The organism is Micromonospora sp. NBC_01699, from assembly GCF_036250065.1.
In the GTDB taxonomy this organism is placed as follows: domain Bacteria; phylum Actinomycetota; class Actinomycetes; order Mycobacteriales; family Micromonosporaceae; genus Micromonospora_G.
In genome coordinates this window covers 6,968,182-6,981,324 of the sequence record NZ_CP109199.1, presented here as the reverse complement: position 1 = coordinate 6,981,324, position 13,143 = coordinate 6,968,182, and the positions used below count along the sequence as shown (strand labels likewise).

Here is a 13,143-nt window from a genome sequence, read left to right as displayed (position 1 = left end):
TCCGTCCGCCGGAGACCGCCGATGAGTACGCGGACTCTGGGCCGGGCCTCGACTTCGGGACCACCATGCGGGGGTGAGCACTGCGCCGAGTTCCTATCCCTGCCCCGCCTGCGGGGCGGGCGCCAATCTGAGCACCGGGTGCCCGCGCTGCGGCCGGGCACCGGATCCGGTCGCCGCCGAGGTGATCCGGCTCGACGGCGAGATCGTCGCGCTGGCCGGACGGGTCGAGCAGGCCCGACAGGCGTACACGGCGCTGACCGGGGCCCTCGACGAGCTGCGTCGGCGCCGTGCCGACCTGGTCGTCCGGATCCGGACGACGGTGTACGCCAACCGCCCGCTCGTCACCGCGCCGGTTCCGCCGGGCGCCCCGCTCACCGCCGCCCCGCCGGTCGCACCACGGCCGATCCCCGCACAGGTCGGCCCCGTACCGCCGATCCCCGCACAGGTCGGCCCCGCACTGCTGAGCCCCGCACCGGTACGCCCGGAGGCGTCCACCCGGGCCGTACAGAATCTGCTCTTCGTCCTCGGTGGACTGCTGCTCTTCGCCGCCGCCGTTGTCTTCATGGTGGTCACCTGGTCGGTCGTCGGGGTGGCCGGACGGGCGGCGATCCTGGCCGGAATCACCGGGCTGGTGCTGGCCCTGCCGCCACTGGCGAAGCGGCGCGGCCTCACCGCCACCGCCGAGACATTCTCCGTGGTCGGGCTGCTGCTGGTGGCACTCGACGGGTACGCCGCCTGGTCGGTGGACCTGTTCGGGGTCGCCGACTGGTCGGGCAGCTCCTACGCGGCACTGGTCTGCGGGGTCGGCGCCACGGTGGCGGCCGGATACCGGCGACTCACCCGGCTGCGGGCACCCTGGTTCACCGCACTGGTGCTGGCCCAGCCGGTGCTGCCGCTGACCGCGGCATCGTGGCGGCCGGAGACGGCCGGTTGGACGCTGGTCTTCGCCGCGCTGGCCGGGCTCAACCTGGCGGTGCTGCACACCACCCGCGTCGAACCGGATCCGGTCGGCGTGCGTGTCGGCGCTGGGGAATCCGGCGGGGCGGCGCCCGGAGGGGTGGCGCTGGCCCGCCAGGTGCTCGGCTGGGTGGCGTACGCCGTCGCCCTGGCCGGCGCGGGGCTCTGCGGCCTGGCCGCACTGCTGGTGGCCGACGGGCCCGGCTCGCCGGTGCTGGCCGGCGGCCCGCTGCTGGTCGCGGTGGCGGTCCTGGTTGCCGGTGCGGTGCTCGCGCGCAGCGCCGGCTTCCAGGCCGCCGCCGGGCTGGTGGTCGTGGTCAGCCTCGCCGGGGCGGTGCTGCGGCCGGTCGCCGAGTGGGACGCGTCGGTGCTGCTGGTCGCCGGCGGCCTGGTGGTCGCCGGGCTGGCCGGCGCGGTCGCGCTGACCGGGCCACGGCTGCCGGCCGGAGTACGCGGTGGCCCCCGGGTCGGCGGCCTGCTGCTCGCCGGCGGGCTGGGTCTGGTGGTCGGCGCGATGACCATCGCGATCGCGTACGAGGCGGTGACCCGGTCGCTGCCGGTCTGGCGGGGCACCGGCACCGGTCGGGTGAGCATCCTCGACTGGCAGGTGCCGGTCACCGTGCTGCTGCTGGCGGTGGCGTGCGCGGTGCTGCTGCCCCGGTCGGCCCGGGAGCTGATCGGGGTGCTCGGCACCGGGCTCGTGGTGCTCGCGGTCCCGGCGGCGGTGGCGCTGCCCTGGTGGGCGCTTGCCGCCCTGGAGTTGACCGTGGCGGCGCTCCTGCTGGTCGCCGCCGTCCGGCTCCCGGCGCCGGGTGTGCCGACCCTGCTGGTCCGGGCCGGTACGGGAACCGTGCTGACCGGGCACGCGTTCCTGCTCGGCCTCGCCCGCCCGGTGAGCGCGGCCGCCGTACTCGGCGTGATCGTGCTCGTCGGGCTGGGGATCGGCGTACTCGCCGGGCCGGTGCCGGGGGACCGGCTGGCGGGGGTACGGCGGGCGATCGGCGGGATCGGGCTCGGGGTCGGGCTGGTCGCCGTACCGGGCGTGGTGACCGTGGGACTGTTCGCCGCCGGGGTCGCGCCCTGGTGGCAGACACGGGCCGCGCTCGCCAGCGGCGTACTGCTGCTCGGGGCGGTGGTCGTGCTGGGCCGCCGCCGCCCCGACCACCTGCCGTACGCCGACACCGCGCTCACCGCCGCCGCACTGGTGACCGGACTGTCGCCGCTGTTCGGTCGGACCGGTGAACCGGTCGGGCTCTACGCGGCGGTCGGAGTGCTGCTGCTGGTCGCCGCGCTGTATCTCACCGGTTGGCTCGCCACCCGGCCGGTGTCGGCGACCCTGTTCGGCGTACCGGTGCTGGCGTTCTCGGCCGTCGTGGCGGTCACCCCCGCGATCGGGGCGGTGCTGCTCGGCCCGTACGGCTGGCTGGGGCGGATCTGGTCCGGGTCGCCCGCCGGGGCGGGGCTCACCCCGGGCGGGTGGCCGGTCGACGTCCCGTCCGGGGCGGCGCTGGCGGTGCTGGCGGTCGCCGCGACCCTGACCGGCTGGGCCGGGCGCCGGACGGTCACCGGGGCGGTGCTGGCCGGGATGGCGCCCTCCACGGTGGCGGCCCTGGTCGTACTCGCCGGGGCGGGTGCCCGGTGGCCGGTGGTGCCGGCGGTGGCCCTGCTCGGCGGTCTCGCCGCCCTGCTCGCCGCCACCGTTGCGACGCGCCCGACGCCCACACCCGAGGGCGCGCAAGCACCGGACCGGTCGACAGCCCCGGCATCGGACCGGTCGACAGCCCCGGCATCGGACCGGTCGACAGGCCCCGCATCGGATCGGTCGACAGGCCCGACATCGGACCGGTCGGCAGTTCCGTTGACGCAGCCGTCACCGGCCCGGTTGGCGGGGCGCGGCGGTGTCGGTGGCCGGCTGGTGCTCGTACCGCTGGGTCTGCTGCTGACCGGTGCGGGCCTGGCCGGCGCGCTGCCGACCCCGGCCACCACCCTGGTCGCGCTGGGCCTGCTCGTGCTGACCGGCGCGGCGATCGGCGCGGCCGGTGCCGCCGACGGGTCGCCCGGCCGGGTGCCGGCGGTACGGATCGCCGGCTGGCTGGTCGCGATCGGCGCCGGGCTGGTCTTCGCCGTCGCCGCCACCCGGGCCGCCGACCTGCCGCTGCGACTGGCCGCGTTCGCGGTGCTCGGGGTGGCCGCGGTGGCGCTCGCCGGCGGTGCCGTGCTGCGCGGTCGACGGCCGGTGGAGGCGGTCGCGGTCGAGGCGTCCGCGCAGGCCGGTGCGGTGGTCGCGCTGCTGCTCACCACCGGTACGCCCAGGTACGCGGCGGCCGTCGCCACCCTCTGGGGGGTGGCGGTGGGTGTGCGTGCCCTGCGCCCCGGTGAATCGGCCCGGCGCCGGTCGGTGCTGGCCCTGGTGGCCGTCGGTTGTGAACTGCTCGCGGTCTGGCTGCTGCTCGGCTCGGCGGAGGTCGCGCTGCTGGAGGCGTACACCCTGCCGGCGGCGCTCGGTGCGCTGATCGTCGGCGCGCTCGCGCTGCGGGCCCGGCCGGCGCTGAGTAGCTGGGTGACGTACGGCCCGGGGCTGGCGGCGGCGCTGCTGCCGAGCCTCGCCTCGGTCCTGGTGGCCGGGGACCAGCCGTGGCGGCGACTGCTGCTCGGGGTCGGTGCGCTCGTGGTGGTGCTCGCCGGTGCGCACTGGCGGCGGCAGGCGCCGGCGGTGCTCGGCGGCGCCACCCTCGCCATCGCCGCCCTGTACGAGGTGGTCGGTGCGTGGGACCGGCTGCCCCGGTGGATCTTCCTGGCCCTCGGTGGCCTCGCCCTGATCGGCCTGGCCGTCACCTACGAGCGGCGGCGCCGGGACCTGGCCCGGTGGCGTGCGGCGGTCGGTCGGATGAGCTGACCCGGCGCGGTAGGGCTGGCACTACCGCTCATTAGGGGGTTTCCAGGGTTACTCAGTGCAAGCGTGGCCGTGACACTTGAGTGAGCGCGTCTCGCCCGACGCGTCATGAAATCCCAGCATCCTGAGGAGAAGTGATGACGGTCGGCGCGGTGGCGGAGCCTGCTCTCCGCCGGGGAAGCGACTACGCACAGTTATCTCGACGAATCAGTCGGGCGGGTCTGCTCGACCGCCGACCGGGCTGGTACGCCGCCAAGATCGCCATCACCGTCGGTCTCTTCGCCGCCGGCTGGGTCGCGGTCCTCCTCGTCGGCGACTCCTGGTGGCAACTGCCGGTGGCGGTCGGACTCGCGATCGCCACCACCCAGGTCGCCTTCCTCGGCCACGACGCCGGACACCGGCAGATGTTCCGCAACCGCCGGGCCAGCGAGGTCGCCGGACTGCTCGCCGCGAACCTGTGCACCGGCCTCAGCTACGGCTGGTGGATCGACAAGCACAACCGGCACCACGCCAACCCCAACCACGAGGACCACGACCCCGACGTGGGCGCCGGCGCCCTGGTCTGGACCGACGAGCAGGCACGGGAACGGCGCGGCTTCGGGCGCTGGCTGGCCCGGCACCAGGCGTACCTGTTCTTCCCGATGCTCACCCTGGAGGGGCTGAACCTGCACTGGGCCAGCTTCCAGGGGCTGTTCCGCTCGCCGATGCGGTACCGGGCGATCGAGGCGGTGCTGCTGGTCGCACACCTGGCCGGCTACCTCGGCGTACTGTTCACCGTCCTGTCCCCGGTCAAGGCGCTGGTCTTCATCGCCGTACACCAGGGGCTGTGGGGGGTCTACATGGGCTGTTCGTTCGCGCCCAACCACAAGGGCATGCCGGTGCTGACCGCCGAGGACGACCTCGACTTCCTGCGCAAGCAGGTGCTCACCTCGCGCAACGTACGGGGCAGTCGGGTGGTCGACTTCGCGCTCGGCGGGCTCAACTACCAGATCGAGCACCACCTCTTCCCGAGCATGCCCCGGTCCAACCTGCGCCGGGCGCAGCCGATCGTCCGGGCGTACTGCGCCGAGCAGGGCATCCCGTACGAGGAGACCGGCCTCCTCGACTCGTACGCGCAGGCGCTGCGGCACCTGCACAGTGTGGGCGCCGAACTGCGCGCCGACCGGTGAGGCGGGAGCGTCCGGCGGGTGGGCCGGCCACGGTTGCTCACCCCGGTGCCCGACGGCGGCGGTAAGGTCTGCCCATGGCAGAGGTGCTGGACGCCGAGGCGGTCCGCGGCGAGCTGGAGCGGTTGGACGGCTGGTCGGGCCACTCGGCGGTGATCACCCGAACCGTCGAGCTGGGCAGTTTTCCCGAGGCGATCGGCGTGGTGGACCGGGTGGCGGTGGTGGCCGAGGAACTCGACCACCACCCCGACATCGACATCAGGTGGCGCACCGTGACGTTCCGGTGCGCCACCCACTCAGTCGGGGGAGTGACCCGCCGCGACATCCAGCTCGCGCAGCGTATCGACCAGATTCTCGGGGGAACGGCGTGAGATTCGAGATCAGCAAGGTCCTCGACGCGATCGAGGGACGGGTCTGCACCGACCCGGCGCTCGCTCGGGCCGTACTCGACCTGGCCGAGGTGGTCCGCTACACCGATTTCGACGGCGGCCGTCCGGCCAGCATGCTCCGGCTCGGCATCGTCATCGACGCGCTCAGCCGGCAACTGGAGGAGGACAGCGTCCCGGTCTACCCGGTCGTGCACCGGGCCCTGCTCTCCGATGCCGACCTGACCTCGAACGAGCGGATGGTGGTCCGCCGCTGGGCCGACGACGGGCTGGTCGAGGTGCTGCCGAACCCGGTCGAACGGATGCTGGAACTGGCCGACCTGCTCGGCCTGCCGGTGCTCAGCCGGATGCGGTTCGACGGCATGCTCGGCCGCTACCCCTGGCTCGGCTCCCAGCCCGGTCGCCTGCTCGCCCCGGTGACCGGCGCGAACGGCCCGGCCCTGGTGGCGCAGGCCGGTGGCGGCGCGGTCTGGACCTCGCCCGGCCCGTCACCGACCGGGGCGAAGCTGCTGTCCCGGCTCTGGCGCTGCCCCGAGCCCGGCTGCGTACTGTTCGGCGGCGGTGGTGGCGGGGGCGGCGGTTCCTTCGCCGACCTGGCCCGGTCCGATCGCGAACCGGGCGGACAGCCGCCGCCTACCCTGCGCTCCGGCTCCCCGGGCTGCCCCCGGCACGACCTGCGGCTCACCGACGCCGGCCCCCGGCCGGGCACCGAGGTGCTGTCGGTCCGGGTCGGTGGACAGGTCCGCCGCCGGTTCGTGGTGTCGGCCGACCGGCCGGTGACGGTCGGGCGGGCGCCGGAGGAGTCCGGCGGGATCATGCTCGGCCAGTGGCTGAGCGAGGAGGCGCGGCGCTGGATCAGCCGCAACCACGTCCGGTTCGAGTTGCGCGGCGGCGACCTGGTCGCCTTCGACGTCAGCACCAACGGCTCCGGTATCCGACCGGGCGGCTCGATGGACGAGGACGAGCGAATCGCACTTACCCAGCAAACCAACCGGGCGCTGCGCAGCAACGACATCGTCGAGCTCTACCCCGGCGTCCAGATCGGCCGCTCCAGCAACTGGACCTCCGGCGGCGTCATCAACCCCACCTCCGTCATGGCCGAAGCCCCGACGATGGCCATGCGCGTCATAGAACGCCCCTGACCCTGCACGTCCACACTTGTGGAGAAAGAGTGGTTATCCGGGCCCGGATAACCACTCTTTCTCTGAACGAGGCGCCCTCGGGGCGGGTGGGTCAGGTGAGGATGGTACGGAGTTGGGTTACGGCGAAGTCGAGTTCTTCGGGTTCCACCACCAGGGGTGGGGCCAGGCGGATGGTGGAGCCGTGGGTGTCCTTGGCCAGGACGCCGTGTTCGGCCAGGCGCTCGCAGGCTTGGCGGCCGGTCATCAGGGACGGGTCGATGTCGATGCCGGCCCACAGGCCACGGCCGCGTACGGCGACCAGGCCCTCGCCGATCAGCCCGTTCAGGGAGGCGTGCAGCCGGGCGCCCAGCTCGGCCGAGCGGCGCTGGAACTCGCCGGTGGCGAGCAGGCGTACGACCTCGGTCGCCACCGCGCAGGCCAGCGGGTTCCCGCCGAAGGTCGAGCCGTGCTCACCCGGCCGCAGCACGCCGAGTACCGACCTGTCCGCGGCGACCGCGCTGACCGGCACTATGCCGCCGCCGAGCGCCTTGCCCAGCAGGTACATGTCCGGCCGGACACCCTCGTGGTCGAGGGCGAACGTGGTGCCGGTGCGGCCCAGCCCGGACTGGATCTCGTCGGCGAGGAAGAGCACGTTCTGTTCGGTGCAGAGCTGCCGTACGCCGGGCAGGTAGCCGGCCGGCGGTACGACCACGCCCTGCTCACCCTGGATCGGTTCGAGCAGTACGGCGACCGTGTTCTCGTCGATCGCCTCGGACAGGGCGGTCAGGTCCCCGTACGGGACGATCTTGAAGCCGGGGGTGTACGGCCCGAAGTCGTTGCGGGCGTCCGGGTCGGTGGAGAAACTGATGATGGTGGTGGTCCGGCCGTGGAAGTTGCCGTCGGCGACCACGATGGTGGCCTTGCCCGCCGGCACGCCCTTGACCTGGTAGCCCCACTTGCGGGCGACCTTGATCGCGGTTTCGACCGCCTCGGCGCCGGTGTTCATCGGCAGTACGAGTTCGGTGCCGCAGAGGTCGGCCAGCTCATGACAGAAGGTGGCGAACTGGTCGTGCACGAAGGCGCGGCTGGTCAGGGTGAGCCGGTCGAGCTGTTCGTGTGCGGTGGCGACGAGCCTGGGGTGGCGGTGGCCGAAGTTGAGCGCCGAGTAGCCGGCGAGGCAGTCGAGGTAGCGCCTGCCGTCGATGTCGGTCACCCAGGCGCCCTCGGCGGAGGAGATGACCACCGGCAGCGGGTGGTAGTTGTGCGCGGTCCAGCGTTCCGCGTCGCGTACCGCCTCGGGGGTCAGCAGCATATCGTCCACGATCACTTGCTTGCCTCTCGTTCCCGCAGCACCAGCGTGCAGCACTTCGGCCCGCCGCCTGCCTTGAGCAGCTCGGACAAATCAACACCAATTGTGTTGTATCCGCGCTCGCGCAGCCTAGTTGCCAGGCCGGTGGCCCGCGTCGGAAGCACCACATTCCGGCCGTCGCTGACCGCGTTCAGGCCGAACACCTCGGCGTCCGCGATGTCGGCCAGGACCGCGTCCGGGAAGAGCCGACGCAGTACGGCCTGACTCCCGGCCGAGAACGCCTCCGGCAGGTACGCCACGGTCCGCTCGTCGAGCACGCAGAGCGCGGTGTCCAGGTGGTAGAAGCGCGGGTCGACCAGTTGCAGCGTCACCACCGGCCGGCCGAACACCTCCTGCAACTGGGCGTGCGCGGCGTGCGCCGTACGGAACCCGGTGCCGGCCAGCAGCATCCCGTTGACCAGCAGGATGTCGCCCTCGCCCTCGTTGACGTACTTGGCCTCGTGCACCGGATACCCGGCCCGCTCGAACCACGACCGGTACGCCGGGGCCTCGTCGGCCCGCTGGGGGTCGCGGAACTGTACGGCGAGCACCTCGCCGTCCACCACGGTTGCGCCGTTTGCGGCGAAGACCATGTCGGGCAGGCCGGGCACCGGCTCGATCTCTTCGACCGTGTGGCCGAGGTCAAGGTAGGTACGGCGCAGTGTTTCCCACTGTCGGATGGCGAGCGCGGCGTCGACCGGGGCGCTCGGGTCCATCCAGGGGTTGATCGCGTACGAGACGGCAAAATATGTGGGCCGGCACATCAGATAGTGGCGGCGGGTGGCATCAAGCGTCATGCCCTGCTCCCAGTGGTCGGGCGCGCCCGGCCAAGGTCGGCTCACGGGCTGGCGCGATACCCAACGCTATGCGGCGGGAGCCGAGGGAAACCACCGGTGGAAGTTGCGTCGTACCGTTGATCGTTGCGTGTGAGGCGGGTGCCGGCGACGATTTGTTGCGTCTGTGACCGCGGTCGCCCTGCCAAGCTGTTTCGTGCCCCGCCCCGAGCTGTTCCGTGCATCGCTCCGAGCTGGTTCGTGCATCGCTCCGAGCTGGTTCGTACATCGCTGCGGGGGCGGCTTGTCGCCGCCCCCGTCACCGAGTGAGCTCTGGCGGTGAACCACCGCCCGGCGAGCTGGGCCGGAGCGGTGAACCACCGCTCCGACGTCATATGTGCCCCCTAGAACCGGTCCACAAACTGTGCGTCAAGCCACTCCCGGAAGCGCAGCACCCAGTCGCCGTCCGTGGTGGGCCAGGTGAACTGGCCGGTCATCGCGAGGATGCCGATGACCACCGCGGTGAGGCCGAGCCCCAGGCCGAGTAGGGCGTCGGACTTGCCGGCCACGTGCCGACGGCTGGTGGCCGAGATGCCGGCGACGCCGAGCAGCGCACCGAGGGTGCCGACCGCGATGCCGTACCCGGCGAGGGTGCCGGTGAGCACGAAGAGGGCGGCGGCGACGCCGAGGACCAGGCTGAGGGTGGCGAGCAGGCTGGCGCGCGGGCGCGGCCCGGCGGGCACCACCACCGGCGGCTCGCGGTCCGCCCGCTCGTCGATCGTGTCGGTCCGGTCGTCGGTCCGGTCATCGATCGGGTGGCCGGTCCGGTCGTCGGTCCGGTCGTCGGTCCGGTGGTCGGATCGGTCGAGGCCGTCGCGTACCGGGCGGCCGTCGGTGCGGGTGGCGTCGCCGAGCGGACGGCCGTCGGTCCGGGCGGGTCCGCCGAGCGGGCGGGTATCGGTCGCGGTGTCGGTGCCGCGCGATCGGTCGAGCACCGGTGCGGCCGCCGTCGCCGGTCCGGCCGTCGAGCTGCGGTACGTCGCCCGCTCGCTCGCCGGGGTCACGTCACCGGTACGGGCCCGTTCGCTCGCCGGCAGTACGGCGTCGGAGTGCGCCACCGCCCGGTCGGTGCGTGGCGGTGCGGTGTCCGTACTTCGGGCCACCGGGGTGGTGGCGGCCACGGGTGTGGCGTCGCGTTCGTCGATCCGGCCGTCGCCGTTGTTGTCCCGGGTCGGCACGGTCACCGTCTCGGGTGCCTTCTCCGCGCGCCGCGAGAGCGAAGGAATTCTGACCACAACACACCTCCAGTTCGTAGCGCGGCTACCTACGCCTATCCGCCGGTGCCCACGCGGTCTACCCCATCGCCATACCCCGATCCCCCTCCCCCCAACCGCCACCCATGTTGATCATGAAGTTAGCGACCATTTCCGGGCTTGAAATGGTCGCTAACTTCATGATCAACGCGCCGAACTGGAGGGTGGAGGGGAGGGGGTGGGGGAGGGTGGGTGGGGTGGTGAATGGGGGTGGGGTGGGTGGCGGATGTTGGGGACAGTGTTCGGGGGCTGCGGGGGGCGGCGGGGCGTGGGCGGGTCACGTTCGTGGAGTTGTTCTTCGACCTGATCTACGTACTGGCGGTCACACAGCTGACCCATTTGCTGCTCACCCACCTGACTCCGCTCGGAGTGGTGCAGACCCTGCTGCTGTTGCTCGCGCTCTGGTGGGCCTGGGTGGACACCTCCTGGGTCACCAACTGGTTCGACCCGAACCAGCTCGGCGTACGGCTGATGCTGGTCGGCCTGATGCTGCTCAGCCTGATCCTCTCGGCGTCCCTGCCGGAGGCGTACGGGAAGCGGGGCATCTGGGTCGCCGGGGCGTACGCGGCGATCCAGGTGGGGCGCAGCGTCTTCGTCCTGCTGTCCCTGAGCCGACCCGGTGCGGACGAGTCGGCCGAGCAGAAGCGCCAGCGGCTCGGGCTGCGGGTGAACTTCCAACGCCTGCTGGCCTGGAAGGCGGTCACCAGCGCGCTCTGGGTGGCCGGTGGCCTCAGCCACGGCGGGACCCGGCTGGTGCTCTGGGCGGTCGCGGTGGTGATCGAATACTTCGCCGCGATGAGCGGCTTCTGGATTCCCCGGGTCGGCAGGTCCACCCCGTCGGACTGGCCGATCAGTGGTCGGCACCTGGCCGAACGCGGCCAACTGTTCATCCTGATCGCGCTCGGTGAGTCCATCCTGATCACCGGTTCGGTCTTCGGGGACCGGCCGGCCGGGGCACCGCACCTGTTCGCCTTCGTCGTGTCTTTCCTGGGCAGCGTGGCGCTCTGGTGGCTCTACTTCGACCGCAGCGCCGAGGCGGCCAGCGAGGTGATCGACCGGTCCGAGGATCCGGGTCGGATCGGCCGCTCCGCCTACACCTACTTCCAGTTGCCCATGGTCGCCGGCATCATCGTCGAGGCGGTCGGGGACGAGCTGGTGATCGCGCACCCGGACGGCCATACCGGCACGGCGACGATCGTCACCGTGCTCGGCGGGCCGGCTCTCTTCCTGGCCGGCCACGCGCTGTTCAAGCACTCCGTCTTCGGTGGGGTGTCGAAACCCCGGCTGGTCGCGGTCGGTGTGCTGGCGGCCCTGGTACCGGTCGGGCCGGTCGTGTCGCCGGTGGTGCTGGCCGTGCTCGCCACCCTGGTGGTGGCGGGCGTCGGGGTCTGGGACGCGACCCTGCTCCGCCACCGCGCGCCGGCCACCACCTGAGGGTACGGACGTGGTGTCGCCCCACGGAATTGTCCATGGGGGACGGAGCTGTGATTTCGCTTGCCTGTGGCCGGGTGTGGTTTTCGGTGGTATCCGGGCGGGATAGCCGGGCGGAAAACATCCGAAGCTCGGGTCGAGAAGTGAGCGTTCTCACGCTGTCGAGCCGCCAATGGTCACCGGGTCGAGCGCCGCGATCGAACTCGGTCGAATTGTGATTCGACCCACCCTCTCCGAAGTGTCAACGGGGTCGTGAAATGACCGGAATGCGGTGCGAAACCACTGCCGTACGCGCCCATTTCAACAGCGGGGGGTCAGTCTTGATCCACTGTTCGGTGGGGCCCGGGAAGCCGGCCCGAAGCGTCCCTATGCTGGGCGGGAGGGCACGGGAGCCGACGCGTCGGGTGGACCCCGCGTGCCCGGCGGCACAACTGGTAAACACCCGGCACGGTCGGGGGGAAGGCAACAACGATGACCGATTACGTCACACGGATCTGGGACGGCATGACCATCCCGGCTGCCGGCACCTATCTTCTCGATCAGGCGCACAAGCGGATCGGTTTCCTTGCCCGGCACATGATGGTGAGTCCCGTACGCGGAGAGTTCGCCGAGGCGACCGCGCGGATTTTCGTGGCCGACGACCCGTTGGGTTCCTCGGTGAGTGCGACCATCCAGGCGGCGAGCATCACCACCGGAAGTACCGATCGGGACACCCATCTGAGCAGTCCCGACTTTCTCGACGTCGAGCGGTATCCCACCCTCGAATACCGCAGTACGGGCATCAAATGGCAGGCCGCCGAAGAGGACCCGATCTTCTACTGGGCCCGGCTGCGCAACCACCGGCTGGGTCAGCGGGGCAGGACGCAGAACGTGCCGCAGCCCGCCGCCGCCACCCCCGGCCGATTCACGCTCACCGGGGAGCTGACGGTCAAGGGGATCAGCCGGGCGGTCGACCTTGCGGTGGAGTTCGGCGGCGCCAGGCGTGACCCGTACGGGCAGGACATCTTCGGGTTCAGTGCGACGGCGGAGATCAATCGTGAGGACTACGGGCTGATCTGGAACGTGGCACTGGAGAGCGGCGGAGTCCTGGTCGGCAAGAGCGTACGGATCGAGATCGCCGGCGAGGCCATCCGCCAGTGACGGCCGAGCGGCCCCTCGGTCGACGGGGGGACCGGCTAGGCGGCGCCGGGCCACTCGTCGGCGAGTACGGACCAGTACTGCTGGTCCTTGCGGCGCCCCTCGCCGGCCGGTGAGTACTGCCGCAGCACGCCGTCCAGGCTCATGCCCAGCCGCTTGGCCACGTTCACGCTGCGTACGTTGTCCGGCAGGGTGCGCCACTCGGCGCGGGACAGTCCGCGTACCCGGAAAGCCCAGTCGATCATCAAGCGGACCACCTGGGTGATCAGCCCGTGTCCCTCCGCGGCGGGTTCGAGCCAGCAGCCGACCTCGCACACGCCCGAGGCCGCGTTGAAGCTGACGAACATGGTGCCGCCGACGAGGGTGCCGTCGAGCCAGATCCCGTAGATGCGCTGCCGGTCGACGGCCTGGCCGTCGGCGTACCGCTGGAGCACCTCCCGCGCGCCGTCGAGATCGGACGCGACGAACGTCGCGCCCACCCAGGGTGCGATGTGCGTACGGGCGCGCTCCAGGTGGGTGAAGAACTCCTCGGCGTACCACGGTTCGAGCACGCGCAGTTCGGCATTGTCACGCAGCGGGATGGCGAACATCGGTCCTCTTCAGCCGTGGGGACGTCAT

Annotated in this window: 10 protein-coding genes; 6 read left to right on the top strand and 4 right to left on the bottom strand. The window is 72.0% G+C overall.

The window, feature by feature from the left end; genetic code table 11:
* Positions 1 to 73: 73 nt before the first annotated feature.
* The 4 genes from OG792_RS28635 (at position 74) to OG792_RS28620 (ending at position 6,544) form a co-directional block, all read left to right on the top strand.
* Entirely contained in the window at positions 74 to 3,853 is a 3,780-nt protein-coding gene (locus tag OG792_RS28635; protein WP_329104083.1) for an SCO7613 C-terminal domain-containing membrane protein, read from the top strand.
* Positions 3,854 to 3,987: 134 nt separating this feature from the next.
* Positions 3,988 to 5,019 (top strand): fatty acid desaturase family protein, encoded by a 1,032-nt coding sequence (locus OG792_RS28630; RefSeq protein ID WP_329104081.1) that lies wholly within the window; start codon positions 3,988 to 3,990, stop codon positions 5,017 to 5,019.
* Between the two features lie 74 nt (positions 5,020 to 5,093).
* Complete coding sequence (locus tag OG792_RS28625; protein WP_329104079.1) at positions 5,094 to 5,387, top strand: 4a-hydroxytetrahydrobiopterin dehydratase; 294 nt, start codon at positions 5,094 to 5,096, stop codon at positions 5,385 to 5,387.
* On the top strand, positions 5,384 to 6,544 hold the full coding sequence (locus OG792_RS28620; RefSeq protein ID WP_329104078.1) for an FHA domain-containing protein: 1,161 nt from the start codon (positions 5,384 to 5,386) through the stop codon (positions 6,542 to 6,544). The genes OG792_RS28625 and OG792_RS28620 overlap by 4 nt, the downstream gene beginning before the upstream one ends.
* Before the next feature lie 91 nt (positions 6,545 to 6,635).
* On the opposite strand, the gene rocD is transcribed toward OG792_RS28620, so the two are convergent.
* From rocD to OG792_RS28605, 3 genes are all read right to left on the bottom strand, one after another.
* Complete coding sequence (gene rocD / locus OG792_RS28615) at positions 6,636 to 7,835, bottom strand: ornithine--oxo-acid transaminase (RefSeq protein WP_442932511.1); 1,200 nt, start codon at positions 7,833 to 7,835, stop codon at positions 6,636 to 6,638.
* An 11-nt stretch (positions 7,836 to 7,846) separates the two neighbouring features.
* Positions 7,847 to 8,668 (bottom strand): dimethylargininase, encoded by an 822-nt coding sequence (gene ddaH, locus OG792_RS28610; protein ID WP_329104076.1) that lies wholly within the window; start codon positions 8,666 to 8,668, stop codon positions 7,847 to 7,849.
* Between the two features lie 380 nt (positions 8,669 to 9,048).
* On the bottom strand, positions 9,049 to 9,939 hold the full coding sequence (locus OG792_RS28605; RefSeq protein ID WP_329104075.1) for a thrombospondin: 891 nt from the start codon (positions 9,937 to 9,939) through the stop codon (positions 9,049 to 9,051).
* Positions 9,940 to 10,176: 237 nt separating this feature from the next.
* Here OG792_RS28605 and OG792_RS28600 point away from each other — a divergent pair, with 237 nt between their 5' ends.
* The gene (locus OG792_RS28600) at positions 10,177 to 11,391 is read left to right on the top strand and encodes a low temperature requirement protein A (RefSeq protein WP_329104073.1); all 1,215 of its coding nucleotides are present in this window, start codon (positions 10,177 to 10,179) and stop codon (positions 11,389 to 11,391) included.
* Positions 11,392 to 11,859: 468 nt separating this feature from the next.
* Positions 11,860 to 12,528, top strand: coding sequence for a YceI family protein (locus tag OG792_RS28595; protein WP_329104071.1), 669 nt, complete (start codon positions 11,860 to 11,862; stop codon positions 12,526 to 12,528).
* Between the two features lie 35 nt (positions 12,529 to 12,563).
* Here the strand turns inward: OG792_RS28595 and OG792_RS28590 are convergent, their stop codons facing one another.
* On the bottom strand, positions 12,564 to 13,115 hold the full coding sequence (locus OG792_RS28590; protein ID WP_329104070.1) for a GNAT family N-acetyltransferase: 552 nt from the start codon (positions 13,113 to 13,115) through the stop codon (positions 12,564 to 12,566).
* Positions 13,116 to 13,143: the final 28 nt, after the last annotated feature.

Bases quoted from the DNA above. Each gene is read 5' to 3' on its own strand.
- OG792_RS28630 (WP_329104081.1), top strand. From the start codon at position 3,988: ATGACGGTCGGCGCGGTGGCGGAGCCTGCTCTCCGCCGGGGAAGCGAC.
- OG792_RS28625 (WP_329104079.1), top strand. From the start codon at position 5,094: ATGGCAGAGGTGCTGGACGCCGAGGCGGTCCGCGGCGAGCTGGAGCGG.
- rocD (WP_442932511.1), bottom strand. From the start codon at position 7,835: ATGCTGCTGACCCCCGAGGCGGTACGCGACGCGGAACGCTGGACCGCG.
- ddaH (WP_329104076.1), bottom strand. From the start codon at position 8,668: ATGACGCTTGATGCCACCCGCCGCCACTATCTGATGTGCCGGCCCACA.
- OG792_RS28595 (WP_329104071.1), top strand. From the start codon at position 11,860: ATGACCGATTACGTCACACGGATCTGGGACGGCATGACCATCCCGGCT.
- OG792_RS28590 (WP_329104070.1), bottom strand. From the start codon at position 13,115: ATGTTCGCCATCCCGCTGCGTGACAATGCCGAACTGCGCGTGCTCGAA.